Raw genomic sequence first — 26,588 nt, forward strand, 5'->3', positions numbered from 1 at the left:
AGCTAACGCGGTGGCGCGATCTTTCCTGAGTGCTTCAAGGCGCAGCGCGGGCGGCGAGTATAAATATAGAACCCGATGGTCTAGTATTGGCGGCATGTCCAGCTCGCCCCCCCTCAAGTCCAAGGCCAAGAGCAACGGCCCTGGACGGCCCAAGGATCTTGGGAAACGCGCCGCCATCCTGGGCGCTGCCCGCACCATGTTCATGGAGCAGGGGTATGCCGGTGTCAGCATGGATGGCATCGCCGCGCAGGCGGGCGTGTCCAAGCTCACCGTCTACAGTCATTTTGGCGACAAGGAGAGCCTGTTTTCCGAGGCGATCCGTGCGCAATGCCAGCACATGATGCCGGACGACCTGTTCGACCACGCCCCCGAGGGCGCGTTGCGCGATCAGCTGATCGAAATCGCCGATGCCTTCTTCGCCATGGTCAGCACCGACTCGGCCATCGCCACCCACCGCATGATGATGGCGCCGGGTACCGGCGATGTGCATGTGCGCGAGATGTTCTGGGACGCCGGCCCCAAGCGAACCCAGCAGGCGCTGGCGGATTTCCTGTCCGCGCGCGTGGCCGACGGCCAGCTGAAGATCGACAACGTGGCGCGTGCGGCCTCGCAGTTCTTCTGCCTGCTCAAGGGCGAGCTGTATGCGCTGATGATGTGCGGCCTGCATGGCCAGCCCACCCGCGCGCAGGTGGACGAGCACCTGCAGGCCAGCGTGGATTTTTTCCTGAGGGCGTATGCGCCGCGCTGACCGCCCCCGGCCTTTGGTGGCGATGACTTCCGGCACTGCGCCGTTTGGCGGCGCGCAGCGATGCTAGATGCGCCAGTTGCCCCGTGCACCGGTAAAATGCCTGCCCCACCGCGTTGGATAACCGCACCATGACGATCGATTTCTCCCAGGCCCGCGAAAAGATGGTCGAACAGCAGATCCGGCCGTGGGACGTGCTGGACCTGCGCGTGCTCGAGGTGCTGGCGCGCCTGCCGCGCGAAGCCTTCGTGCCCGAGGCCTACAAGACCCTGGCCTATGTCGATGTGGAAATCCCGCTGTCGGCCGGCCACAAGATGATGAAGCCGGTAGTGGAAGGCCGCATGTTGCAGGCGCTGGATCTGCAGCCGGGCGAAGACGTGCTGGAAATCGGCACCGGCAGCGGGTTTTCCACTGCCTGCCTGGCCGCGCTGGCCCGCGAAGTGCTGAGCCTGGAGATCGACCCGGCACTGGCCGCCGCTGCACGCGCCAATCTGGATAGCAGCGGCCTGGGCAGCAACGTGCGGATCGAGACCGCCGACGTGTTCGGCTGGCAGAGCGAGCGTCGCTTCGATGCCATCTGCGTGACCGGCGCGGTCGAGTCGCTGCCGACGCAGTGGCTGCAGTGGCTGCGCCCGAACGGCCGGCTGTTCGTGGTGCGCGGTCACGATCCAGTGATGGAAGCGGTCCTGGTCCGTGGCGACGTCAACGCGCCGCGCATCGAATCGTTGTTCGAAACCGACCTCGCCTATCTCCAGGGCGCCGCACCGACGCCCCGATTCCAATTCTGATTCCCAAGGAAGCTTCCCCGATGATCCGCCGATCCCTCGTCCTGGCGCTGGCCGCCGCCCTGTCTCCGATGGCCGCGAACGCCACCGATCTGCTGCAGGTCTACGAAATGGCCCGCAACGGCGATCCGCAGCTGGCAGTGGCCGAGTCCACCCGCCTGGTCAACCGGGAAGGTCAGGTGCAGGCGCGTGCGGCGTTGTTGCCGCAGCTGGATGGTAGCGCTGGCTTCACCCAGTCGCATCGCGAACTGGAAGGCCAGCCGGGGCGCTCCACCACCAAACAACGCCAGTACGCGATTCAGGGTAGCCAGACCATCTTCAACTGGGCGCAGTTCTCCAATCTGCGTGCACAACGCGAAGTGGCCAAGGCGGCAGACTTCAACCTGGAATCAGCCAACAACGACCTGATCACCCGCACCTCGGCGGCATATTTCCAGGTACTGGTCGGTATTGAATCGCTGGCGGCAGCGGAGACCAACGAAGCGGCGGCCAAAAAGCAGTTCGACTACGCCGACAAGCGTCTGGAAGTGGGCCTGGCACCGATCACCGACGTGCACGAAGCGCGTGCTCAGTATGACCAGGCGCGCGCCGACACCATCAATGCCCGCAATACGCTCAAGGATTACTACCAGGCACTGACCGAGCTTACCGGCCAGCCCGTCGTCGGCTTGCGCGCGTTGCCGGAAGAATTCCGCCCGGAAGTACCTGCTGCCTACAGCAATGTGGATCAGTTGGTCTCCACTGCCATCGCCGATAACCCGGCGTTGAAGGCGCAGCAGCTGCAGGTCAGTGCCGCCGAGGCGCAGGTTAGTGCCGCGCGCGCTGGTCACCTCCCGACACTGAACCTGTCCGGCAGCATGGGACGAACCAATAGCTGGGGCGGTGCCACCGATATCGATACAGCTGCCGGCAACTTCACGACCAATAATCGCAACATTGATACCGATTCGATCGGCATCACGCTGTCGATTCCTATCTTTGCTGGCGGTGCCACCCAGTCGGCCGTGCGTCAGGCGCTGTCGCAGCGCGATATCCAGCAGGACACCTACGAGCAGCAGAAGCGCGCGCTGGATCGCAATACGCGCAATGCCTACCAGACCGTGGTCGCCGGCATCAGCGAAGTGGAAGCACGCCGTTTGGCCGTGGTCTCCGCGCAGGCCGCATACGACGCCTCGCAGGTGGGTCTGGAAGTCGGTACGCGCACCGTGCTGGACGTGGTGCAGAACCAGCGCACCTTGTTCCAGGCGCAGTTGAACTATGCGCAGTCGCGCTACAACTTCCTGCAGAACCGTCTGCTGCTGGGCCAGGCGATCGGCAAGCTCGACATCACCGACCTGCAGGACGTGAACCGCCTGCTGTCGCAGGATGCCGAGTCCAAGCTGCAGGGCAGTGGTTCGCTGCAGTAATGCGGGCGGATAGGTAACTAAAAAGGCGGGCGCAGGCCCGCCTTTTTTATGTCCGATGCACACGCGTACCTGGCTGCGTGCGATCCCTGCGATGACTGCGGCATTAGCAGCTGATCTGCGACTTGGCTGCAGGGCCCTTGCCCGCCCACCATCGCGGGACACGCTGCAAGTACGTCCTTGTAAGCTCTTACGCGGCCTCCATGCCGCGTCAGGTCCCGCGACAGTGAACGGGCAAGGACCAGTCGAGATGGTCGGCCGTGCAGGTTTGCAAGCAATTTCAACAAAGCAACCGGCGAACTCCCTGCTTCGGTGTCCTCGCCGGTTGCGGGACCGTGTGGCGGCATGGATGCCGCCACCGAGCCTCCACGGACCGATTCACGGCGTGTCCCGCGAACGGCGAGGACACCGCACGCTCGACCAATGCGGCTTGAGACTCTCCAGATGACGCCCAAAGCGGCTGATCACACGACTGCGCGATCGCCACGCCCTGTTGGCACTCCAAGGCCGTTGGATGACGCGCATTAGCGTGACTGCGGCAGGATTACTGCAACGCTGCAGTGCAGGCGCAGTGACATCCTCAGGACGCCGCGCCTTCGCTCACCACCGGTGGCAGGTCCGGCGCGATCTGCACCAGCGTCCGCGCCACCGCACCCTTGCCATTGGCGACCAAGGCCAGCCCCGCCGCGGCCATCGCCTCGCGTTGGGCTGGGTCGCCGAGCAGGCGCGCAAGATCGTGGTAGACGCAGTCGGCATCGTCGCAAATGGCCACCGCATCGGCCTCGCGCATGCGCCGCGAAATCTCCGAGAAATTGTGCAGATGTGGGCCGGTGACTGCCGGCGTGCCGACCGCCGCCGGTTCGAGCAGATTGTGCCCGCCGATCGGCTGCAGGCTGCCGCCGACGAAGGCGACCTGTGCGCAGGCGTAGAAACTCATCAGCTCGCCCAGGGTATCGATGACAAACACCTTGTCGCGCGCCTGCGGCCATTGCTGGCTCTTGCGCGTGGACACGGCCCAGCCACGCTCGCGCGCCACGGCCTCGACCTTGGGAAAGCGCTCCGGGTGGCGCGGCGCCCATAACATCAGCAGATCAGGAAACTGCAGCAGCAGGCGCGCATGGATGTCGGCCACGGCCGCTTCCTCGCCTTCGTGCGTGCTGGCGGCAATCCACACCGGCCGCGTTGCCGGCACCTGCGTATGGAACTGCGCGACCAGGGCCTGCAACTGCGCAGGTGCGGCGATATCGAATTTGAGATTGCCCAGTGCGATCACCTGGTCGGGCCGTGCACCCAGCGTGATGAAGCGTTCGGCATCGTCGTGCGACTGCGCCGCCACGCAGGTGACGCTGCGCAGCGCGCGGCTGATCAACGGCGCCAGCAGGCGATAGCCACGCAGCGAGCGCGCCGACAACCGCGCATTGAGGATGTACACCGGAATTTGGCGATCGCGGCAGCCGAACAACATGTTCGGCCACAGTTCGGTTTCCAGGATCAACGCCAGGCGCGGGCGGAAATGCTCCAGGAACCGGCCAACGCTGCCGGGTACGTCATAGGGCAGATACACGTGGTCCACCGCATCGCCCCAGACCGCGCGCACGCGCTCGGAGCCGGTGGGGGTGATGGTGGTGATGACCCAGCGGATATCCGGACGCTGCGCGCGCAAGGCGTTGACCAGCGGCGCGGCGGCATTGACCTCGCCCACCGACACCGCATGCACCCATACGCGCGGCCGACCGCAGGCATGCGTGTAGGAGGCATAGCGCTCGTTCCAGCGGTTGAAGTATTCGCGCACGCGAAAACCGCGCCACACCAGGTGGTACACCGTCACCGGCAGCAACAGGTACAACAGCGCCGAGTACAGTCCGCGCAACAGCCATTCGATCGGGTCTTTCCGCATCGCTGCAGGATACGGGAGCGTTGCGGCGTGCGCATGTGCACGCTGCCGCGCGCGCATGATCCCTTAGAATTGGCGAATGTCCGAACCCGCCAACGTCGCTGTCCGCCCTTCCCTGCGCAACCCCAGGCACTGGCCGATGTATCTGGCCCTTGCCGTCATGGTGATCGCCGGGCGCCTGCCGTGGACACTGCAGCGCGCGCTCGGCCGTGGCGTGGGCTGGATCGCGATGCGCCTGGCCGGCACGCGCCGGCGCGCTGCCGAGGTCAACCTCGCGCTGTGTTTTCCCGAACAGGACGATGCCTGGCGGGCGCGGCTGTTGCGCGACAGTTTCGATGCGCTGGGCGTGGGCCTGTTCGAATTCGCGCGTGCTTGGTGGGGCAGCATCGATGCCATCCGTCCGGGCGTGCAGGTCGAAGGGCTGGAACATCTGCAGCGTCTGCAGGAACAAAAGCGCGGCGTGTTGCTGGTGTCCGGCCACTTCATGACGCTGGAGATGTGCGGACGGCTGCTGTGCGATTACGTGCCGCTGGCCGGCATGTACCGCAGGCATCGCAACCCGGTGTTCGAGTGGGCGGTCAAGCGCGGGCGGCTGCGCTATGCCACGCACATGTTCGCCAACGAGGATCTGCGCGCCACCATCAAGCACCTCAAGCGCGGCGGTTTCCTGTGGTACGCGCCGGATCAGGACATGCGCGGCAAGGACACCGTGTTCGTGCCGTTCTTCGGGCATCCGGCCTCCACCATCACCGCCACCCACCAGTTGGCGCGGCTGACCGGCTGCGCGGTGGTGCCGTACTTCCATCGGCGCGAAGGTGGCCGCTACATCCTCAAGATCGCACCGCCGCTGGCAGACATCCCCTCCGACGATGTGATCGCCGATACCGCGCAGGTCAATGCGGCGATCGAGGATATGGTGCGCGAGGCGCCGGACCAGTACCTGTGGATCCATCGGCGCTTCAAGCGCCAGCCGGGCGGGCGCAGCGAATTTTATCGCTGATGTCGGCCGGTCTCAGGCCTGCGCTGCGTGCAGCCGCAGCAGCGCACGGATGTGCGGCGAGTCAGCGCGGCAGCGGCTGATCTGCGTCGTCGTTGAGCAAGGCACCGGCATACAGGCCGGCCAGCATCAGGCTCAGCCCGCCCCAGAAGCTGGAATAGAACGCCAGATGCGTATTGAGCGGGAACACGGTTGCCACCAGCGCGATCATTGCCGGGCGTGCCTGCGCGCGCGCGGCCAGGCTGGAATAGCGCCACGCACGCCAGGCCTGGGCCGCACCGGCCAGCCACAGCAGCAAACCGATCACCCCGGTTTCGGCCAAGATTTCCAGCACGATCTGGTGCGCATGGAAGGCCGGCCCGTCGCCCCATGCCGGCGCCTGCGCGGGGGCCGGATTGCAGGCCGGATACGCCTGCCGAAATCCGCGTGCGCCCACGCCATTGAGCGGATGCGCGCGGATCATGCACAGCGCCGCGCCCCAGATCTGCGCACGCCCGGACAGGGCCTGGTCGACGCCCTGCTCGCCATCGCTGAAGGCCAGGGCGGTGCGCTGGATGCGCTCGCGCGCCTGCGGCGCCACCGCCACCACGCCGGCCGCCAGCAGCGCGCCGATCAGCGCCACTCCCAGCAGGCGACGGCCACCCAGCAACTGCCAGCCGGACAGCAGCACGATCACGCCGTAGGTGATCCACGACGCCCGCGAACCGGCCAGCACCAACACCACCCCGACCGCCGCCGCAGCGCCTGCCCAGGCCCAGGCATGGCGCCGCCCCAGTGCCAGCAACAGGAAGGGCGACAGGCTGGCCAGGGTCTGGCCGAACTTGAGGTTGCACGGCCCCAGCACGCCGCTGAGGCGGTCGACCAGGGCCAGCTCCTGCGGTGTGCACAGGCCATGCCCGCTGATCAGTTGCTTGATCTGATCCAGGCCGAAGAACAACGGGCTGTTGCCGAACGCGGCCTGCAACAGCGCATCCAGCGTCCACACCGCGCCGATCACTGCCAGGCCGGTGAAGGTGCGCCGACGCCGCTGCGCATTGGCCACCGCGATCGCGCACAACCACATGAAAGGCAGATAGCGCAGATCGGTGGCCGACTTGCGCAGCGCGCGGCCCACGTCCACCGCATCGAACGCCGACAGCATCTGCGGCAACCAGTACGCGAAGAACAACACACTGGTCAGCGCCCAGGCCGCACCGCTGAGCAGCCGGGTGCCGCCGCGGAAGCGCGCATGCAGCAGGCGGTACGCCGCAAACAGCGCGCCCAGCGACAACACCGTCTCGGCCAGCCCGGGCGTGGGCCACAGGGCCACGAACAGGATCACCCACAGCGGCGCCCAGCGACCGGCATCGGGCGTCAGCACGGACGCGGGAGGGATGGCCTCAGCGGCGGAGTTCGTCATAGACCTTCAGGGTGGCCGCTTGCATGGCCTGCAACGTATAGGGAAGCACGGCGGGCGCTGTCGGCGCCTGCTGCAGCAAATGAAGCGCCTGGGTGCGCAAGGCAGCGGCATCGAAGGCCGGCACCGCGCCGCCGGGTTGCAACTCGGCCAGCAGCTCGCCGACGCCGCCATGCGCCCACCCCAGCACCGGCCGGCCCACCGACAAGGCCTCCACCACGGTGCGGCCGAAGGCCTCGGGTTTGCGCGACAGCTGCAGCACCAGATCGCTGGCGGCATAGGCCTCGGCGATGCGTGCGGTGGGTTCGGTGAAGGCGACCGCCTCAGCCACGCCCAGCCCGGTGGCCTCGGCTTCCAGCTCGCGCAGATAGGTTTCGCGGCCCGGCTCGCGCGCGCCCGGCAGCCACAACCAGGCCGGCACGCCGGCAGCGCGCACGTCGGCGAGCAGTTGCAGACCGTCGGTGTGCCCCTTCAGACGGGTGCCGCGCCCGGGCAGCAGCAGCAGGGGCGCATCGGCCGGCAGGCCGGGCAGCATGCTCTGTGCCCAGGCGAGCGCGCGGCGATCCGGATGCGGGCGACGCGGAAACTGCGCGATATCGACACCGCGCGGTATCGTGCGCAAGCGCGCGCTGTCGGTCTGCGGATAGTGCGTGCAGACGTACTCGCGCACCGTCTGCGACACGCAGATCACCCGCTCGCCGTAGGTCATCACCGCGCTGTAGCGGCTGGGCGAGTTGAGCCCGTGCACGGTGGTGACAAAGCGCGGCCGCGTGGCCTGCGGCATGCCGCGCAACGCGTACCAGCCCAGCCAGGCCGGCAGGCGCGAACGCGCATGCACGATGTCGGCGCCCAGTTCGGCGAACAGCCGGCGCAGGCCGACCACATGGCGCAAGGTCAGCAGCGACTTGCGCCCGATGTCCAGGGTGAGATGTTCGCCACCGGCCTCCAGCAGCGGCTGGACCAGGCGACCGCCGGCCGACACCACTACCGCGCGGTGGCCGGCGCGCACCAGCGCAGCAGCGATTTCCAGGGTGGAGCGCTCGACGCCGCCGGACTGCAGCGCCGGCAGCAGTTGCACCACGGTCAGGCGGTGCATCCGGCCAGGATCAGTCGGCGAGCACGAACAGCGCGCCGCAGTACGGGCACTTGGCTTCGCAGTTGGGCTCGTCTTCGATCGGCAGGTATACGCGCGGATGCGAGTTCCACAACGCCATCTGCGGCGTCGGGCAGCTCAGCGGCAGATCGCTGCGATGCACGGTGTAGCGCGATTCGGCATTGGCGGGCGCGGTGGCGGTCTGGCTCATGGCGGCACGATCGTAGAGGCAAAGGCAGAGCGCGGATTCTAGCAGCCTGCGTGGTGATCGGCCCATTGAGCGGGTGACGCCGGTTCGGGTGGCGATGGTCTCGGCGCCAGCGCGGGCGCCGGCAACCTCGAGAGATGCTAAAGATCCAGCAGCGCCTGGCCCCCTACAGGCACGGCAGCGCCACCCCACCCGGACATCGCGCTTATCATCGCCTGACCATGGCGCACCGCCCCGTGCCTGCGCCCCGTGTCCGGATCGCCCGCAGCACTCGGCCGGACCTGCCCTGCGGCATCGCACCCTAAGGAGACATCGCCACGTGACCTCGTCTGTTGTGCTGTTGCACCCGCGTGAGCTGTGGCTCCGGCTGGTTGTCGCCCTGGGCTGCGCTGCGCCGCTGTCGGTGAGCGCGGCAATTGAGTTTTCGAGTTCGTTCGAGCCCGGGCAGCCGTTGCCGGTGAGCGCAGCGGCAGGCGATGTGCAGATTGCCATCGGCACCGGCCCGGCCGCGCCGTATGCGGCCAAGCCCAACGCCGGCTACAGCGGTGCGCATGCATTGCGGTATCAAAGTCATGCTGCAGGTGGGCGGCGCACCCTGTTTACCGCCGATGTCCCGATCGGTGCCGATACGACGCTGTCGTGGCTGGTATTGCCGGAGAGTGTGGGCGGCGAGCACGTGGCATCGACCTATGTGTCACTGGATCTGCTGCTGGACGACGGCACGCGCGTGTCTGCCAGCGCTGCGCGGGATCAGCATGGCGTCGCGCTAGCTGCGCAGGCGCAAGGCGAGTCGAAGACGCTGTATCCGCAGCAATGGGCGCGCAAGGCGGTGCGGCTGGGCGACGTGCCCGGCCTGCGTGGCCGCCGTGTGCGCGCGATCGAGCTGGACGTTGCGCCGCCCGCAGGCGCGACCAGTGCCGGTTGGATCGACGATATCGCGCTTGCCGAGGTGCCGCTGACGCCGGCAACGCGTCCGTCGGATTGGGTGCTGACCACGCGCGGCACGCAATCCAATGGCACGTTCTCGCGTGGCAATAATTTCCCTGCAACGGCCGTGCCGCATGGCTTCAACTTCTGGACGCCGGTGACCGATGCGGGCACGCTGACCTGGCTGTATCGCTGGAACGAACACAACGATGCAGACAATCGCCCACGCCTGCAGGCCTTGTCGCTCAGCCATCAGCCCAGCCCGTGGATGGGCGACCGCCAGACCTTTCAGGTGATGCCGTCGTTGGCCGCCGGCGTGCCGCCAGCCGATCGCAAACAACGTGCACTGGCGTTTTCGCACGCCAATGAAACTGCGCGTCCCTATCGCTACGCGCTGCAGTTGGACAACGGGATCCAGGCCGAGATCGCACCGGCCGACCATGCCGCGCTGTTCCGCTTTCGCTTCCCGGTGCAGGGTGATGCCAATCTGGTGTTCGACAATGTGGACGCGCGCGGCGCGCTGCGCCTGGATGCGGCAACACAGACGCTCTCCGGCTACACCGATGTGCGTAGCGGGCTATCGACCGGGGCCACGCGCATGTATGTCTATGCCAGCTTCGACACGCCGTGGAAAACCAGCGGCCTGAGCGATACCGGCCGGCCCACCGGCTGGATCAAGTTCGATGCCGGCAGCACCCGGCAGGTGCAGATGCGCATTGCCACCTCGCTGATCTCGCTGGATCAGGCCAGGCACAACCTGGCCCTGGAAATCGCGCCGCAGGCGACATTCGAGCAGGTTGCCGCGCGTGCGCAGGACGCCTGGGATGCGTTGCTGGGACGCCTGGAGGTGCCCGATGTCACCGCCGACCAGAAGACCACGCTGTACTCCAACCTGTACCGCCTGCACCTGTATCCCAACTCCGGCCATGAGAACGTCGGCAGCGCCAGCGCACCGGACTGGCGTTACGCGAGCCAGAGCAGTTGGTCGGACGACAACATCGATGGCAGCGCGGTGCGCAGCTTTGCGCCGATCCGCAATGGCCGGGTCTATGTCAACAACGGCTTGTGGGACACCTTTCGCACCGCGTGGCCGGCGTACGCCTTGTTCGCGCCCGACGATGCCGGTGCGCTGGTGCAAGGCTTTCTGGAGCAGTCGCGCGCGGGCGGCTGGGTGGCGCGCTGGTCGTCGCCCGGCTATGCCGATCTGATGGTCGGCACCAGTTCCGACGTGGCCTTTGCCGATGCCTGGCTCAAGGGCGTGCAGGGCTTCGATCCGCTCGAGGCGTATGTTGCCGCACGCAAGAACGCCACCGTGGTGGCGCCCGACAGGCATGTCGGCCGCAAGGGCATGGCGCGTTCGACCTTTCGCGGTTATGCCGATACCGACACCCACGAAGGCATGTCGTGGTCGATGGAAGGCGCACTCAACGACTTCGGTATCGCCAACATGGCCGATGCGCTGGCCACGCAGGCGAAAACAGCCACGGCGCGCGAGCGTTACGCGACCGAGGCTTTGTATTTCCGTCACCGCGCGGCAGGCTATTCGGCACTGTTCGATCCGGCGATCGGGTTCTTCCAGGGCCGCACCCCGGACGGCACCTGGCGCGTGGACGCGGCACAGTACGATCCGCGCGTCTGGGGCCACGATTACACCGAATCCAGCGGCTGGACGTTTGCGTTCACCGCACCGCACGATGGGCAAGGCCTGGCCGCGTTGTATGGAGGACGCGCCGGTCTGGCAGCGAAGCTGGATACGTTCTTCGCCACCCCCGAGACCGCCGAGGCCAGGTTCGCCGGCTCTTACGGCTCCACCATCCACGAAATGACCGAAGCGCGCGACGTGCGCATGGGCATGTACGCGCACAGCAACCAGACCGCGCACCATATCCCGTGGATGTACCTGTACGCCGGGCAGCCGTGGAAGACGCAACGCCTGACCCGCGAGATCCTGGCGCGCCTGTACCTGGGCAGCGAGATCGGCCAGGGCTACCCCGGCGATGAGGACAATGGCGAAATGTCGGCGTGGTATCTGTTCGCAGCGATGGGCTTGTATCCGTTGCGCATGGGTACGCCGGCCTATGTGATCGGCTCGCCGCTGTTCACGCACGCCAGCCTGCGTTTGCCGAACGGCGGGACGCTGACGGTCAATGCGCTGCAGAATTCGCCGCAAAACGTGTACGTGCAATCGCTCAAGGTCAACGGCAAGCCCTGGCGCAAGACCTGGTTGCCGCATGCAGACATCGCCAGGGGTGCGACGCTGGACTTCGTCATGGGGCCGACGCCCTCGCGCTGGGGCACCGGGCCGGACGATGCGCCGCCATCGCTGACGCCTGCGGGTGAACGTCCTGCCCCCTTGCGCGATGTGCTCGGAGACACGGCGCGCATCACCCTGGCCGATGGTGGCGATGTCCCGGCACTGCATGACGACGATGCCGGGACGGTCGCTGCAGTTGCATCGGCATCGGCACTGACGTTCAGCGGCATGGCGCGCGGCACGCCGACGCTCTACACGCTGACCAGCGGCAACGCGGCGATTGCGGCAAGCGGATGGACGCTGGAAGCGCGGACGGCCGATGGTGCGTGGAAGGTGGTCGATCAGCGCCGCGAGGAAACGTTTGACTGGCCATTGCAGACGCGGCCGTTTCGCATTGCCTCCCCGGGTGCATATGCCGAGTATCGGCTGCGATTCAGCGCACCTGCGAAACTGCAGCTGGCGGAGATCGAGTTGCTGGGGGCTGAGCCTGCGGCGCGTTGAGGCGCCGGTCTCGCATCGCTGATCGCGCTGCTTTCTGCAGGCAGGCGACTGCAGGATGCAGGCACCCGCTCACGCGATCGACGGAGTTACACGGGGGCCGCCGGAGCGGGGTTTTACTGCAAGGTCAGCAGCGCTGGTGATCGTACCCCCCCGCTCCGCGCGCCGGCCCGCGCTTGCGGCGCGGGCGCTTCAAGGCACGCGCGCCAGTGGCGCGCAAGCAGTGCCTTGTCGCCCCGATGAGAGAGGGGCGTTGGCGCGGCACGCGGGGTGCCGCTAGCGGATCGGTCTTTGATGTTTCCCGGTGGGGGGATCTCAATCGCTATTTTTTTCGCTGGCGGTCTTCTCGGCATCGCGCTGCCGGCGGATCTGCGCATCCACCGCCGCGATCGCGGTCATGTTCATCACCCGGCGCGAGGTGGCGCTGGTGGTGAGGATGTGCACCGGCTTGGAGATGCCCATCAGGATCGGGCCGATCGCCACGCCGTCGGTGAACACGCGTACCAGGTTGTAGGCGATGTTGGCCGCTTCCAGGTTCGGCAGCACGAACAGGTTGGCCCGGCCCTTGAGCGTGCTGTTGGGCATGATCTGCTTGCGCAGCGCCTCGTCCCAGGCGGTGTCGCCCTGCATTTCGCCGTCGATGTTGAGCTCGGGCTTGCGCTTGAGCAGGGCTTCGCGCACCTGGCGCATCTTCAGCGCATCGCGCGAGTCGTGGCTGCCGAAGTTGGAGTGCGACAGCAGCGCGATATTGGGCTCGATGCCGAACAGCTTGAGGCGGTACGCGGCCTGCAGCGTGGCCTCGACCACCTGCTCCACGGTCGGGTCTTCCTGCACATGCGTGTCCAGGAAGAAGAACACGCCCAGCTGGTTGATCACGCCGGTCATCGCCGAGGTGGAGCTGACCCGCGGCTCCAGCGGAATCACGCTGCGTGCGTAGCCCAGCTTCTTGTGGAAGCGGCCGACCACGCCGGACAGCATCGCATCGGCTTCGCCACGCGCCACCATCACCGCCGCGATCAGGGTCGGACGCGAGCGCATCAGTTCCTTGGCGGCGGTGACGGTCACGCCGCGACGCTCGGTGAGCGCGTGGTAGTACTGCCAGTATTCGTTGAAGCGGGGATCGTCGAGGATGTTGGTGATCTCGAAATCCACTCCGGCGGTCAGGCGCAGGCCCATGCGCTCGATGCGCGCCTCGATGACGTCCGGGCGGCCGATCAGGATCGGGAACGCCAGGCCTTCGTCGACCACGTTCTGCACCGCGCGCAGCACCACTTCCTCTTCGCCCTCGGCATACACCACGCGCTGCTTGTCGGCGCGCGCGCGGTCGTAGACCGGCTTCATCATCAGGCTGGTGCGGTAGACAAACTGGCCGAGCTTGTCGCGGTAGGCCTCCATGTCGGTGATCGGGCGCGTGGCCACGCCCGAATCCATCGCCGCCTGCGCAACGGCGGACGACAGCTCCACCAGCAGGCGCGGGTCCAGCGGACGCGGAATCAGGTATTCCGGGCCGAAGCTCGGGGTCTCGCCGCCGTAGGCCGCGCCCAGGTCGGAGGCCTCGCGCCGCGCCATCGCCGCAATCGCCTTGACGCAGGCGATCTTCATTTCCTCGTTGATGCCGGTGGCGCCCACGTCCAGCGCGCCGCGGAACAGATACGGGAAGCACAGCACGTTGTTGATCTGGTTCGGGTAATCCGAACGCCCCGTACCGATGATGCAGTCCGGACGCACCGCCTTGGCCGCTTCCGGGGTGATTTCCGGGTTGGGATTGGCCAGCGCGAAGATCACCGGCTGGCGCGCCATGCTGGCGACCATCTCCGGCTTGAGGATGCCGGCCGCCGACAGGCCCAGGAAGATGTCCGCACCCTCGACGATCTCGGCCAGGGTGCGCTTGTCGGTATCGCGCGCGTAGCGCTGCTTGTCCGGGTCCAGGTCGGTACGGCCGGTGTGGATCACGCCGTCGCGGTCCAGCGCCAGGATGTTCTCCGGCTTCAGGCCCAGCGAGACCAGCATGTTGACGCACGAGATGCCGGCCGCGCCCATGCCAGTGGTGGCCAGCTTGACCTCTTCGATCTTCTTGCCGGTGACCACCAGCGCGTTGAGCACGGCGGCGCCGACGATGATCGCGGTGCCATGCTGGTCGTCATGGAACACCGGGATGTTCATGCGCTCGCGCAGCTTGCGCTCGACGATGAAGCACTCCGGCGCCTTGATGTCTTCCAGATTGATGCCGCCGAAGGTCGGCTCCAGGCTAGCGATGATGTCGACCAGCTTGTCCGGGTCGTTCTCGTTGATCTCGATGTCGAACACGTCGATGCCGGCGAACTTCTGGAACAGCACGCCCTTGCCTTCCATCACCGGCTTGGAGGCCAGCGGACCGATGTTGCCCAGGCCCAGCACGGCGGTGCCGTTGGTGATCACCGCCACCAGATTACCGCGCGCGGTGAGCTCGCTGGCCTGGGTGGGTTCCTCGACGATCGCCTCGCAGGCGAAGGCCACGCCCGGCGAATACGCCAGCGACAGATCGCGCTGGGTCAGCATCGGCTTGGTCGCGGTGACCTTGATCTTGCCGGCCGGCTGCTGGCGGTGGTAGTCGAGGGCGGCCTGTTTGAAGTCGTCGTTGGACATCGGCTGTGTGGGTCTCGAAGGCGCAGGAGGGCTGAATTCTACCCTCCTGCCTGAACAAGGGCCTGTCGCGCAGCTGTCGGCGTGGCAGGAAGATCGCAGGCTGCAGCGCGTCGTGCGCGGCGGCCAGTGTGGGCTGGAAGCGGAAACGGCCCTGCACCCCGCCGGCAGCGCCGACGGAATACAGGGCCGTAGGAAGCATCAGCGTGCGCTGATCGGGGCGACGACGTCGGTCGAGGCCACCGGTGCCTGCAGCGGCGGCGAGCCGCCATCCAGCACCAGCTTGAGCTGGTCGCGGTCCAGCGCATTTTCCCAGCGCGACACCACCACGGTGGCGACCGCGTTGCCGATGAAGTTGGTCAGCGAGCGGCACTCGCTCATGAAGCGGTCCACGCCCAGGATCAGCGCCATGCCGGCCACCGGCACGTCCGGCACCACCGACAGCGTGGCGGCCAGGGTGATGAAGCCGGCACCGGTCACGCCAGCGGCGCCCTTGGAGCTGAGCATCGCCACCGCCAGCAGGGTGATCTGCTGGCCCAGGCTCAGATCCACATTGGTGGCCTGGGCGATGAACAACGCGGCCAGGGTCATGTAGATGTTGGTGCCGTCCAGATTGAACGAGTAGCCGGTCGGCACCACCAGGCCCACCACCGACTTCTCGCAGCCGGCCTTTTCCATCTTCTCCATCAGCGACGGCAGTGCCGACTCCGACGAGGAGGTCCCCAGCACCAGCAGCAGTTCGGCCTTGAGGTAGCGGATCAGCTTGAGCACCGAAAAGCCGCACAACCGGCACACGATGCCCAGGATCACCAGCACGAAGAACAGCGAGGTCAGGTAAAACGACCCCACCAGCCAGGCCAGATTGACCAGCGATTCCACCCCGTACTTGCCGATGGTGAAGGCGATCGCACCGAACGCACCGATCGGCGCGGCCTTCATCAGCATGTGCACCAGGCGGAACACCGGCGCGGTCAGCGCTTCCAGGAAGCTCAGCACCGGGCGGCCACGCTCGCCGACCAGGGCCAGCGCGATCCCGAACAGCACCGCCACGAACAGCACCTGCAGGATGTTGCCATCGACGAACGCGCTGACCAGCGTGGCCGGGATGATGTCCATCAGGAAGCCGACCAGGCTCAGCTCGTGCGACTTCTGCACGTAGGTGTTGACCGCGCTCTGATCCAGCTCGGCCGGGTTGATGTTCATGCCGGCGCCGGGCTGCACCACGTGCGCCACGATCATGCCCACGATCAACGCCAGCGTGGAGAAGAACAGGAAGTAGGTCATCGACTTGGCGAAGACCCGGCCCACCGTCTTGAGGTGGGTCATGCCGGCGATGCCGGTGACGATGGTCAGGAAGATCACCGGGGCGATGATCATCTTCACCAGCTTGATGAAGGCATCGCCCAGCGGCTTCAGGCTTTCGGCGAAGGCCGGCTCGAAGTGGCCCAGCAGGGCACCCAGGACGATCGCCACCACCACCTGGAAATACAGCTGACGGTAAAACGGGACGGGCGCCGGCAAGGGGCCGGCAGGCTTGCTGATGTGCATGACGCCACTCCGAGGGAACATAGAGGGTGCCTGAGCAGGTACCCGGTGCGGGCATTCTGGCCGTACGTCACAGCCCGAGCCGATAGCCCATTGGTACTACGCACTGTCCCCGGGCTGAACGTCGCCTTACACTTCAGCCGCGCCACCACCGGCCGTTAATTCCGTTTAACGCAGACACCGATTCCTGTGTTGTTGGCCGTCCGGAACCTGCGCGCTTGCTGAAGCTGTTCAGTGCGACCGCCATGGCAGGACGCCCGGCCCCTTCTCCTTGCCGAAGACCACACCTATGCGCCTCAATCCGCTCGTTCTCGCGTTGGCCATCGCCGCCGCGCCCGCTGCCGCCAATGCGGCCACCTCGCTGGAAAACTGGCCCACCAAATACACCTTCGGGGATGGCACCGAGCTCGGCCTGACCGGCAACTATGCCTACGACGACAACAATTTCTCCGGCGACGACCGCCTGGAAGACCGCACCGACTTCCGCCGCAAGGAATTCGGCGCCACCCTCAAGAAGAAGGGCGTCTACGACGCCATGGTGTATTTCGACTTCGAGTCCAAGCTGTGGCTGGACGTGTTCTTCCGCGTCGAGACCAAGGCGCTGTTCGGTCAGGACTACGGTCGCGTGCGGATGGGCTACATGAAGGTCCCGGTGGGCCTGGAAGCGGTGCAGAGCTCGCGTGCTGGCAGCTTCATGGAACTGGGCCTGCCGATCCAGGCGGTGTTCCAGGGCCGTCGTACCGGCGTGGAATGGACGCTGGAGCGCCAGCAGTACCTGCTGCAGGCCGGCGCCTACGGCGGCAAGGACCTGCAGGGCGACAACCCGGGCACCACCCAGGCCGTGCATGCCGCCTGGACCCCGTTCAAGGCCGAAGGCAACGTGCTGCACCTGGGCCTGGCCGGTTCGGTGGAAAACCCGCGCGGCTTCAGCGACGGCCGCGGCGTGTCGTTCAGCCCGCGCGTGCGCCTGCGTGCCCGCCCGGAAGCCGGCTTGACCGACGTGCGTCTGATCGACACCGGCACCATTCTCGATGTGGACCACGTGATCCGCGCCGGCGTGGAAGCGGTGTGGATCCACGGCCCGTTCTCGCTGCAGAGCGAAGCGCTGCGCGCCGAGGTGGCGCGTAACGACAACCTGCCGCATTACATCGCGCAGGGCCAATACCTCTATGGCACCTGGACGCTGACCGGCGAGTCGCGCAGCTATGCCGGCGGCGTACCGGGCAACATCAAGCCGGCGCACGATTACGGCGCGGTCGAGCTGACCGCCCGCTACAGCCGCCTGGATCTGGAAGACAACCGCGTCAGCGGCGGCCGCCAGCACGACACCACCATCGGCGCCAACTGGTACCTCACCAGCCACTTCAAGATGCAGGCCAACTACAGCTGGGTGGATGCCACGCGCAACGGCGTGCATGAGACCCCGCATGTGATGGAGCTGCGCGCGCAGGTGCAGTTCTAAGCCCTATCGCGCAAAGCTGACTCGGCCCTTGCCGGCCGCGGGTTGGCTTCGGTTGACCGCTTCAACGCGGTAACCTGGCTATTCAAGCCAGCATGCAGGCCCCTGCGGCCGCTTCCTTCCGGGGATGCGGCCGCAGTCGTTTTTGGGGGCGCCGTGGCCGCGATGGCTGCACGATGCATCGGCGCACCGCCATACTTGTCGGCATGTACGCCTCGCAACGCCGCCGTCTGCTGCTCACCCTGACCATCGTGTTGGGCGGCATGCTGGTGGCCATGCTGGCGGCCGGGCATTTTGTCGAACAGAACGCCCTGCACGAGGAAAGTGCCACCGTGCGGCGCCAGCTGCGCCTGTACGCGCAGGCCCTGCAGCAACGCATCGATCGCTATCGCACGCTGCCGCAGATCCTGGCGCTGGACCCGGAACTGCGCGCGGCCGTTTCCGGCCCGCTGTCGCCCGCGCAGGTGGAGCGGCTCAATCGCAAACTCGAGCGCGCCAACAATGTCACCCAATCCTCCACGCTGACGCTCATCAACCGCGACGGCATTGCGCTGGCTGCCAGCAACTGGCGCGCGGCGCGCAGCAACGTGGGCGTGGACTACGCCTTTCGCCCGTATTACCAGCAGGCATTGGCCAATGGCAGCGGCAGTTTCTACGGCATCGGCATGACCACCAGCGAACCGGGCTACTTCCTGTCGCAGGCCATCGTCGATGCCGGCGGCCAGGTACAGGGCGTGGTGGTGATCAAGATCGCGCTGGCCGCGCTGGAACGCGAGTGGTTGCAGACCCCGGACATCGTGCTGGCCTCCGACGCGCATGCGGTGGTGTTCCTGGCCAGCCGCCCGCAGTGGCGCTACCGCATGCTGGCCCCGCTGAGCCTGCGCGACCGCAGCGAATTGCGCAGCACCCGCCAGTACGCCGACCAGGGCCTGCTGCCGCTGCGGCGCCGGCTGATCGAGCAGACCGGCAACGGTGGCGTGCTGGCCGAGGTCAGCGACCCACCGCTCGCCGGCCCGGTGCTGTGGCAGACCCTGGAGGTGCCCGAAAGCGGCTGGCGCCTGCATCTGCTGCACGACACCCGCGCCAGCGCGGCGGCCGGCCGCGCCGCGGCGATTGCCGCGGCCGGTGCGTGGTTGGCACTGGCCTTGCTGTGGTTGTTCGTGCAGCAGCGGCGGCGCCTGTCTGCATTGCGCCAGCGCAGCCGGCACGAACTGGAAACGCTGCTGCAACAACACGCCGAAGAACTGCGTACCGCGCAGGATGGCGTGGTCACCGCCGCGCAACAGGCCAATGCCGGTCTGAGCCGCAGCCTGGAACACCTGCCGCAGGGCGTGGTGGTGATCGACGAGGCGCTCAATCTGGTGGCGTGGAATTCGCGCTATGTGGAGCTGTTCCGCTTCCCGCCAGAACTGCTGAAGATCGGCCGGCCGATCGAAGACCTGTTCCGCTTCAACGCACGCCGCGGCCTGCTCGGACCGGGGCCGATCGAAGCGGCGATCGAACGCCGCCTCAATCATCTGCGCAGCGGCAAACCGCATATGCGCGAGAGCGAAAAGGAAGACGGCACCGTGCTGGAAATCCGCGGCAATCCGCTGCCCGATGGCGGATTCGTCACCAGCTATGCCGACATCACCAGTTACAAGAACGCCGCGCGCGAGCTGCGCTCGCTGGCCGATGCACTGGAACACCGCGTGGCCGAACGGACCCGCGACCTGGCCGCGGCCAAGCGCGAGGCCGAGAGCGCCAATCGCTACAAGACCCGCTTCGTCGCCTCGGCCGTGCACGACCTGCTGCAACCGCTCAACGCCGCGCGCATGTTCGTCTCGGTCCTGCGCGGACAGGTCGGCGAGCCCGGCAGCGCGCGCGTGGTCGACAACATCGAAGGCGCGCTCGCCGCGCAGGACGCCATCCTCAACAGCCTGCTGGACATCTCGCGGCTGGAGGCCGGCAGCCTGAAGACCCAGGTGCGCGATTTCGCCATCGCCCCGCTGCTGGAAACGCTGGCCCGCGAGTTCGGCATCCTGGCCGAAGACCGCGGCCTGGTGCTGGACTGGGTGCCCACGTCCGCGGTGGTGTTGAGCGATGAAAACCTGCTGCGGCGCATCCTGCAGAACTTCCTGTCCAACGCCATCCGCTACACCCCGCGCGGGCGGGTGCTGATCGGTTGCCGTCGTCGCGGCGGCTGGCTACGCATCGAGGTGCACGACCAGGGGCCCGGCATCCCCGAGGCCTTGCAGGAAGAGATCTTCGAAGAATTCCGGCGCCTGGACGACGGCGTGGCCAACGATCGTGGCGCCGGCCTGGGCCTGGCCATCGTCGAGCGCATCGGCCGGCTGCTCGGCCACCGCATCGGCCTGCGCTCCACGCTGGGCAGCGGCAGCGTGTTTTCGGTGACCGTGCCGCTGGGCGAACGCGCGGCCATCGTCAGGCAATTGCCGCCGCCAACCACCACCACCGCAGAAAACGCCAACGACCCAATCCTGCACGGCTGCCGCGTGTGGTGCGTAGACGACGACCCGCGCGTGTGCGAGGCCAGCCGTGCCCTGCTGGAACGCTGGGAATGCCGCGTGGACTTCGTCGGCGGACCCGATGAGGCATTGGCCGCCGCCAGCCCCGACGAGGTGCCGGAGCTGCTGTTACTGGATGTGCGCATGGGCGAGCACTACGGCCCCATGCTGCTGCCGCAGCTGGTGCAACGCTGGCAACGCGAACCGCGCGTGATCCTGGTCACCGCCGAACCCGACCCGGCGCTGCGCGAACACGCGCTCGACCTGGGCTGGGGATTCCTGACCAAGCCGGTGCGCCCGCCCGCGCTGCGCGCACTGGTCACCCAGATGTTGTTGCGGCGCGGATAGGTTGCCCGGCTGCCGGCACGGCATGCGGCCTAGCAGTTGATGCAGAGCGACAGATCTGCGCATCGGCAGCTCGAGACAGCGTTCGTTTCTACGCCCTGGATCGATAAACGCCCACGTCTCGCGGACTCCCTGCATGCACCTGCTGCATGCCACGTTCGTCGCATCGCCGCCAGGTCGAGTCGAGCATTGCTCCGGGGCGGGTTGATGTTCAACGCGCATCAGTCGATGAGAAAGCAGCAATTATCAATGCAGGCCCGCTCCACCAGAATCGATCGCCTCACCTATCAGACGCACGTGCATACCTATCGTGGAGGGCGATCTATGCAGACTTCGAACCTTGAGGCAACGCGACAGTCGAAACTGGGGATGGTGCTGAGGGTGACCTCGGGCAACTTCCTCGAGCAGTTCGACTTCTTCCTGTTTGGTTTCTACGCAACCCAGATCGCCGCGGTGTTCTTCCCGGCGAGCAACGAATTCGCCTCGCTGATGATGACCTTCGCAGTGTTTGGCGCAGGCTTTCTGATGCGCCCGCTGGGTGCGGTGATCCTGGGCGCCTACATCGACGATGTCGGGCGCCGCCAGGGCTTGATCGTCACCCTGGCGATCATGGCCAGCGGCACGGTGCTGATCGTGCTGGTGCCGGGCTATGCCAGCATCGGTTTGTGGGCACCGGCACTGGTGCTGCTCGGACGGCTGCTGCAGGGCTTCTCGGCGGGTGCCGAAATGGGCGGTGTGTCGGTGTATCTGGCCGAGATGGCCACGCCGGGGCGCCGCGGCTTCTATGCCAGTTGGCAATCGGCCAGCCAGCAGGTGGCCATCGTCGCTGCGGCCGCCATCGGCTATGCGCTCAACCAGCTGATGCCGCCGCAGGATCTGGCGCAGTGGGGCTGGCGGATTCCCTTCGCCATCGGTTGCGTCATCATCCCCTTCATCTTTTTGCTGCGGCGGCGCCTGGAAGAGACTGCGGAATTCGCGCAGCGCACCCAGCGGGTGACGATGAAGCAGGTGATGCGCGGGCTGGCGAACAATGCCGGCACCGTGATTGCCGGCGGCTTGATGGTGGCACTGACAACGACCGCGTTCTATCTGATCACCGTGTACGCACCGACCTTCGGCAAGAGCGTGCTCAAGCTCAGCACCGGCGACGCCTTGATCGTGACGCTGCTGGTGGGCATCTCCAACTTCCTCTGGCTGCCGATCGGCGGCGCGCTCAGCGACCGCTTCGGCCGCAAGCCGTTGCTGGTGACCATGGCGGTGGTGTGCGCACTGAGCGCCTATCCGGTGCTCGCGTTCCTTGCATCCGCACCGAGCTTTGCGCATATGTTGCAGGCGCTGCTGTGGCTGTCCTTCCTCTACGGCATCTACAACGGCGCCATGATTCCCGCGCTCACCGAACTGATGCCGGCGCATGTGCGGGTGGCGGGCTTCTCGCTCGCCTACAGCCTGGCCACGGCAGTCTTTGGCGGGTTCACGCCGGTGATGTCGACCTGGCTGATCCATGTCAGCGGCGACAAGGCGGCCCCTGGGTACTGGTTGGTGTTCGCCTCGGTGTGCGCGCTGTTGGCAACGCTGTTCCTGTATCGCCGGCATGGCAACGCAGCAGCAGCGACCGGCCTCGATACGGCTGCGGGAGCTGCAAAATGATGCGGGCCCTATGGAAAAAATTGCTGGCTGCGGTTGTCGCCACGGCCCTGCTGTCGCCGGCCGCAGCCGCGCAGGATCTGACCGTGATGACCTCCGGCGGTTTCACCGCCGCATTCGAACGTCTGGCGCCGCAGTACAGCAGGCAGACCGGGGTGACGGTTGCGACATTGCATGGCCCTTCGATGGGGCAGACGCCGCAAGCCATTCCCAACCGGCTTGCGCGTGGCGAGCATGCCGATGTGGTGATCATGGTGGGCAGCGCGCTGCAGAAATTGATCGATGCGGGACTGGTGGATCCGGCATCGCGGGTGGAGCTGGCCGATTCCCGGATCGGCATGGTGGTGCGCAGTGGCGCACCCAAGCCGCAGATCGATACCGTCGAGCAGTTCAAACACGCGTTGCTGCAGGCCGATTCCGTTGCCTATTCCGACAGCGCCAGTGGCGTCTACATCGAGACCACACTGTTCAAGCAGCTGCAGATCCAGGGCCCGATGATGGCCAAGAGCCGCAAGATCGAACGCATCCCGGTGGGCTCGGTGGTGGCCGACGGCAGTTATCAGCTGGGTTTTCAGCAGGTGGCCGAACTGCTCCCGGTGGCGGGCGTGGATGTTGTCGGCAAGATCCCCGAACCGCTGCAGTCGATCACGCGCTATGCGGCGGGCGTGCCGGTCAGCGCGGATCATCCCGCAGCGGCCAGGCGCCTGCTTGCCTACCTGCAGTCGGGTGACGCGCAGGCGGTTGCGCGCGCAACCGGCCTGGATCCGGTCTCACCGTGAGCGCGCGGGCATCCGTCGCACCAGTTCCGCCAGTTCGAGCGCGGTCGGTGTCAGCGTCCGCCCACGGCGTTTGAGGATCCCCACGTTGCGCAACACCTCCGGTTCGACCAGCGGCACCGCCGCCAGCACCGGATGCGGGCCGGAGGGCATGGCGATCGAAGGAACGGCGGCAATGCCGACGCCGGCCTCCACCAAGCCCAGCAATGTAGTGACGTGGCGGGTTTCGCAGATGCTCGGCTGCTCCGGCGTGAATGCAGACAGCGCCCGGTCCAGCACCAGCCGGTTGCCCGAGGTCTTGTCGAGCGTGATGTAGTCATGGCCATAGGCTTCCTGCCAGCTGACCTGCTCGCGTCCGGACAGGGGATGGTCCCGGCGGCAGGCAATCACATAGCGCTCCTGCAGCAACGGCTCGAACTCGACCTCCGGTGCCAGGTTGCCGCTGAAGCTGACGCCGAAATCCGCCTCGCCGGAGGCCACTGCCGCACTGACGTGACTGGCGCTGCCATCGAACAGCCTGATGCGGATCTTCGGAAACAGCTGATGCAGCCCGTGAATCGCCTGGGGCATGAAGTAGTACGCCGCAGACGGCACGCACGCCACGGTCACCGTGCCCATCCGGCTGGATCCGGCATCGCCGATGCTCATCAACGCCATGTCCAGGTCGTCGAGCATGCGCTCGACCTGCGGCATGAACGCCTGCCCGACCGTGGTGAGCGCGACCTTGCGCGTGGTGCGCTCGAACAGCTTGACGTTCAACGCCGACTCGAGCTTGTCGATCCGGCGGCTGAGCGCCGGCTGGGTGATGCGGATGCGTTCGGCAGCGCGGCGGAAGCTGCCGTTTTCGGCAACGGCACGGAATGCCTGTAGATCGTTGAGGTCGAATTTGATGGTCACGATGCCGCGGCTGCGATGTTCGATGGCGGTCGCCATAGCATAGACAGTTGCCTGCTGCGCTGCGTGCGCAGACGCGTGCAGACGCGGCGCGCGCGGCTTGCAACATTCGTGCAGGCGGTCATCGCCGCAGGAATGCACACGCCTATTTCCGACGCAGGTGATACCTGCACGCGCGGCGCATGGCTCGGGCATCGCCGCGATGCTGCCAACGCGCGCATTCGCAGCGCACGACGCTGCGGCATGCCCAGCGTGGCGGCGCTCGCGCCTGCTAGAATGGCGATAATGATTCCCATTTAATCTTCACCTTTCGCGTTGCCGTGCACGTGCTGCGTCTGTGCCGGCCGCGCCTTGGAGTTCCTTGCCCGATGAAGTCTCCCGTCTCCGGATCGGCCGGCATGCCGTTCGTTGCCACCTTCTGCCTGCTCGCCTCTGCCACCGCGTCTGCGCAATCGGACGTCACCGACACGCTGGACACCGTGGTGGTCGCCGCCTCGCGCTCCAACATGACCGTGGCCGAATCGCCGCAGACGGTGTTGATCATCGACAAGGCGCAGATCCAGCAGCAGCTGACGATCTCCAGCAACTCCTCCGACCTGCTCGCCAACCTGATCCCCTCGTACACGCCCAGCCGCGGCAAGATGAATGGCAGCGGCGAAACCCTGCGCGGGCGCACGCCGCTGATCCTGATCGACGGCGTGCCGCAGTCCAATCCGATCCGCCCCACCGGGCGCGAAGCGCACACCATCGACTATGCGATGGTCGAGCGCATCGAAGTCATCCAGGGCGCCAATGCCATCAACGGCCTGGGCGCCACCGGCGGCACCATCAACATCATCACCCGGCGCCCGCAGGACGGCTCGTTGAACCAGTACATCGATGTGCAGGCCACCGCACCTACTTCCGAAACGCGTGCGGAAACCACCAGCGTCGAGACCCGCTACCGCGTGGACGGCCGCTCGGACAGGCTCGATTACCTGTTCTCGGCCAGCTACAGCGACCAGGGCCTGTATGTGGATGGACAAGGCCGGCCGATCGGCGCCGACAACACCCAGGGCGACCTGATGACGTCCAAGAGCTACGACGTGCTGGCCAAGCTCGGCTACGCGTTCACCGACACCCAGCGCCTGAGCGTCAGCGTCAACCGCTACCGCATCAAGAACGACAATGACTACATCGGCGTCGCCGGCAACCGCGCGCAAGGCCTGCCCACCAGCTCGGTGCGCGGCACCCCGCAAGGCACCGCGCCCTGGAACGATGTGCTGACCTCCAGCCTGTCGTACACCCATGACGATCTGGCCGGCATGCAGCTGAGCGCGATGGTGTTCAACCAGGAATTCGAAGGGCTGTTCGGCGCCGACAACTCGTCCACCTTTCAGGACCCGCGCATCGCCCCGGTCGGCACCTTGTACGACCAATCGCGTTCGGTCGCCTCCAAGTGGGGCAGCAAGATCAGCCTGACCAGGGACGACCTGCTCGACCGCCGGCTCAAGCTCACCGGCGGCGTCGACCTGCTGGCCGACACCGGCAAGCAGGATCTGTACGGCACCGGGCGGACCTATGTGCCCGAGTCGGACTACCGCAATCTATCGCTGTTCGTGCAGGGCGAATACAAGCTGCTGCCCACGCTGACCCTGCACGCCGGCGTGCGCCGCGAAGAAGCCGAGTTGCAGATCGACAGCTACCAGACGCTGTGGCGCTACAACCGGGTCGCTGTCGAAGGCGGCACGCTCGACTTCAACCAGACCCTCTACAACACCGGCCTGGTCTACACGCCGCTCGAGGGTGTGAGCTTTTTCACCAGCTATTCCGAAGGCTTCGGCATGCCGGACGTGGGCCGCGTGCTGCGCGCGATCAACACGCCGGGCACGCGCGTGGCCAGCCTGAGCACGCTGGAGCCGATCCTGACCAAGAGCGTGGAAGCGGGCACCCGCCTCACGCGCGGCGCCGTCGATGCGGACCTGAGCTACTTCCAGTCCAACTCGGACCTGGGCACGCGCGTGGTGCCGATCAACGGCGCCTTCATGATGAGCCGCGAAAAGACCCGCGTGCAGGGCATGGACGCCAGCCTGGGCTATCGCCTGGATGCGGCACATCGCCTGCGCCTGTCCTACGCCTACACCCGTGGCCGCTACGACAGCGATAACGATGGGCAGCTGGACGCACGCCTGGATGGGCTCAACGTGGCGCCCAACCGGGTGATCGCCTCGTGGTCGGCGCAGTGGACGCCGAAGTTCTCCTCGTTCGTGCAGGCCCAGCATGCTTTCAGCCAATCCTTCGACGAGGCCGACAAGCGCTTCAGCGGCTACACGCTGGTGGATGCGACCTTCAACTACGCGTTGCCGCGTGGCGCAGTGCGCATGGGTGTGTCCAACCTGTTCGACAAGCAGTACATCACCTACTACTCGCAATCGGCCCTGGTCGAACCGCTGCGCTACTTCGCCGGGCGCGGCCGCACCATCACGCTGGGCTATTCGCTGGATTTCTGATGGCGTGGCGTGATTGCCAGCAGCGCGCGCGATACGCCTGCGCACGCGTGCTGCTGCGCATGGATGCCGATTCGTTGCGTCGTTTAGATGCAGTCAACAGCGTGGGC

At 66.5% G+C, this 26,588-nt stretch carries 17 protein-coding genes; 10 read left to right on the plus strand and 7 right to left on the minus strand.

Annotated elements, in window-relative coordinates:
• Nucleotides 1-94 precede the first annotated feature (94 nt).
• The 3 genes from AC1KVE_RS14685 to AC1KVE_RS14695 all read left to right on the plus strand — a co-directional run bounded on the left by AC1KVE_RS14685 (nt 95) and on the right by AC1KVE_RS14695 (nt 2,936).
• On the plus strand, nt 95-748 hold the full coding sequence (locus AC1KVE_RS14685) for a TetR/AcrR family transcriptional regulator (RefSeq protein ID WP_184456578.1): 654 nt from the start codon (nt 95-97) through the stop codon (nt 746-748).
• A 128-nt stretch (nt 749-876) separates the two neighbouring features.
• Complete coding sequence (locus AC1KVE_RS14690; RefSeq protein WP_024938983.1) at nt 877-1,533, plus strand: protein-L-isoaspartate O-methyltransferase family protein; 657 nt, start codon at nt 877-879, stop codon at nt 1,531-1,533.
• Nucleotides 1,534-1,553: 20 nt separating this feature from the next.
• Nucleotides 1,554-2,936 carry a TolC family outer membrane protein gene (locus tag AC1KVE_RS14695; RefSeq protein WP_065032829.1) on the plus strand — a complete coding sequence of 461 codons (1,383 nt, stop codon included), beginning with the start codon at nt 1,554-1,556 and terminating at the stop codon, nt 2,934-2,936.
• Nucleotides 2,937-3,513: 577 nt separating this feature from the next.
• Here the strand turns inward: AC1KVE_RS14695 and waaA are convergent.
• Complete coding sequence (waaA, locus tag AC1KVE_RS14700) at nt 3,514-4,830, minus strand: lipid IV(A) 3-deoxy-D-manno-octulosonic acid transferase (RefSeq protein WP_065032830.1); 1,317 nt, start codon at nt 4,828-4,830, stop codon at nt 3,514-3,516.
• Between the two features lie 76 nt (nt 4,831-4,906).
• Between waaA and AC1KVE_RS14705 the strand changes: the two genes are divergently transcribed.
• The gene (locus AC1KVE_RS14705) at nt 4,907-5,827 is read left to right on the plus strand and encodes an LpxL/LpxP family Kdo(2)-lipid IV(A) lauroyl/palmitoleoyl acyltransferase (protein WP_024938980.1); all 921 of its coding nucleotides are present in this window, start codon (nt 4,907-4,909) and stop codon (nt 5,825-5,827) included.
• A gap of 61 nt (nt 5,828-5,888) precedes the next feature.
• On the opposite strand, the gene AC1KVE_RS14710 is transcribed toward AC1KVE_RS14705, so the two are convergent.
• Genes AC1KVE_RS14710 through AC1KVE_RS14720 form a run of 3 tightly spaced genes read right to left on the minus strand, consistent with a single transcriptional unit; the run spans nt 5,889 to nt 8,524 of the window.
• Complete coding sequence (locus AC1KVE_RS14710; RefSeq protein ID WP_046344212.1) at nt 5,889-7,223, minus strand: O-antigen ligase family protein; 1,335 nt, start codon at nt 7,221-7,223, stop codon at nt 5,889-5,891.
• Nucleotides 7,204-8,316: a glycosyltransferase gene (locus AC1KVE_RS14715; RefSeq protein ID WP_481092408.1), complete on the minus strand. Its 1,113-nt coding sequence runs from the start codon at nt 8,314-8,316 to the stop codon at nt 7,204-7,206. The genes AC1KVE_RS14710 and AC1KVE_RS14715 overlap by 20 nt, the downstream gene beginning before the upstream one ends.
• Before the next feature lie 10 nt (nt 8,317-8,326).
• Nucleotides 8,327-8,524 (minus strand): zinc-finger domain-containing protein, encoded by a 198-nt coding sequence (locus tag AC1KVE_RS14720; protein ID WP_016902555.1) that lies wholly within the window; start codon nt 8,522-8,524, stop codon nt 8,327-8,329.
• Nucleotides 8,525-8,840: 316 nt separating this feature from the next.
• Here AC1KVE_RS14720 and AC1KVE_RS14725 point away from each other — a divergent pair, with 316 nt between their 5' ends.
• On the plus strand, nt 8,841-12,203 hold the full coding sequence (locus tag AC1KVE_RS14725; RefSeq protein ID WP_481092409.1) for a GH92 family glycosyl hydrolase: 3,363 nt from the start codon (nt 8,841-8,843) through the stop codon (nt 12,201-12,203).
• 312 nt (nt 12,204-12,515) lie between these two features.
• Here AC1KVE_RS14725 and AC1KVE_RS14730 read toward each other — a convergent pair whose 3' ends face one another.
• On the minus strand, nt 12,516-14,825 hold the full coding sequence (locus AC1KVE_RS14730; RefSeq protein WP_024938976.1) for an NADP-dependent malic enzyme: 2,310 nt from the start codon (nt 14,823-14,825) through the stop codon (nt 12,516-12,518).
• Nucleotides 14,826-15,023: 198 nt separating this feature from the next.
• A complete protein-coding gene (locus AC1KVE_RS14735) occupies nt 15,024-16,370 on the minus strand; it encodes a dicarboxylate/amino acid:cation symporter (protein ID WP_016902552.1) in 1,347 nt (448 codons plus the stop codon).
• 286 nt (nt 16,371-16,656) lie between these two features.
• Between AC1KVE_RS14735 and AC1KVE_RS14740 the strand changes: the two genes are divergently transcribed.
• The 4 genes from AC1KVE_RS14740 (at nt 16,657) to AC1KVE_RS14755 (ending at nt 23,101) form a co-directional block, all read left to right on the plus strand.
• Nucleotides 16,657-17,829 carry an OprO/OprP family phosphate-selective porin gene (locus AC1KVE_RS14740; RefSeq protein WP_016902551.1) on the plus strand — a complete coding sequence of 391 codons (1,173 nt, stop codon included), beginning with the start codon at nt 16,657-16,659 and terminating at the stop codon, nt 17,827-17,829.
• Nucleotides 17,830-18,032: 203 nt separating this feature from the next.
• Nucleotides 18,033-20,681, plus strand: coding sequence for a hybrid sensor histidine kinase/response regulator (locus tag AC1KVE_RS14745; protein ID WP_481092422.1), 2,649 nt, complete (start codon nt 18,033-18,035; stop codon nt 20,679-20,681).
• A 294-nt stretch (nt 20,682-20,975) separates the two neighbouring features.
• Nucleotides 20,976-22,325, plus strand: a complete 1,350-nt coding sequence (gene tcuC, locus AC1KVE_RS14750; RefSeq protein WP_104596659.1) for an MFS transporter — start codon at nt 20,976-20,978, stop codon at nt 22,323-22,325.
• On the plus strand, nt 22,322-23,101 hold the full coding sequence (locus AC1KVE_RS14755; protein WP_481092410.1) for a substrate-binding domain-containing protein: 780 nt from the start codon (nt 22,322-22,324) through the stop codon (nt 23,099-23,101). Before tcuC ends, AC1KVE_RS14755 begins: the two co-directional genes overlap by 4 nt.
• On the opposite strand, the gene AC1KVE_RS14760 is transcribed toward AC1KVE_RS14755, so the two are convergent.
• A complete protein-coding gene (locus tag AC1KVE_RS14760; protein WP_026064333.1) occupies nt 23,093-23,995 on the minus strand; it encodes a LysR family transcriptional regulator in 903 nt (300 codons plus the stop codon). The genes AC1KVE_RS14755 and AC1KVE_RS14760 overlap by 9 nt on opposite strands.
• A 365-nt stretch (nt 23,996-24,360) precedes the next feature.
• Between AC1KVE_RS14760 and AC1KVE_RS14765 the strand changes: the two genes are divergently transcribed.
• The gene (locus AC1KVE_RS14765; protein ID WP_481092411.1) at nt 24,361-26,481 is read left to right on the plus strand and encodes a TonB-dependent receptor; all 2,121 of its coding nucleotides are present in this window, start codon (nt 24,361-24,363) and stop codon (nt 26,479-26,481) included.
• The last annotated feature ends 107 nt before the right edge of the window (nt 26,482-26,588 follow it).

This window comes from Xanthomonas sp. NCPPB 2864 (assembly GCF_056675615.1).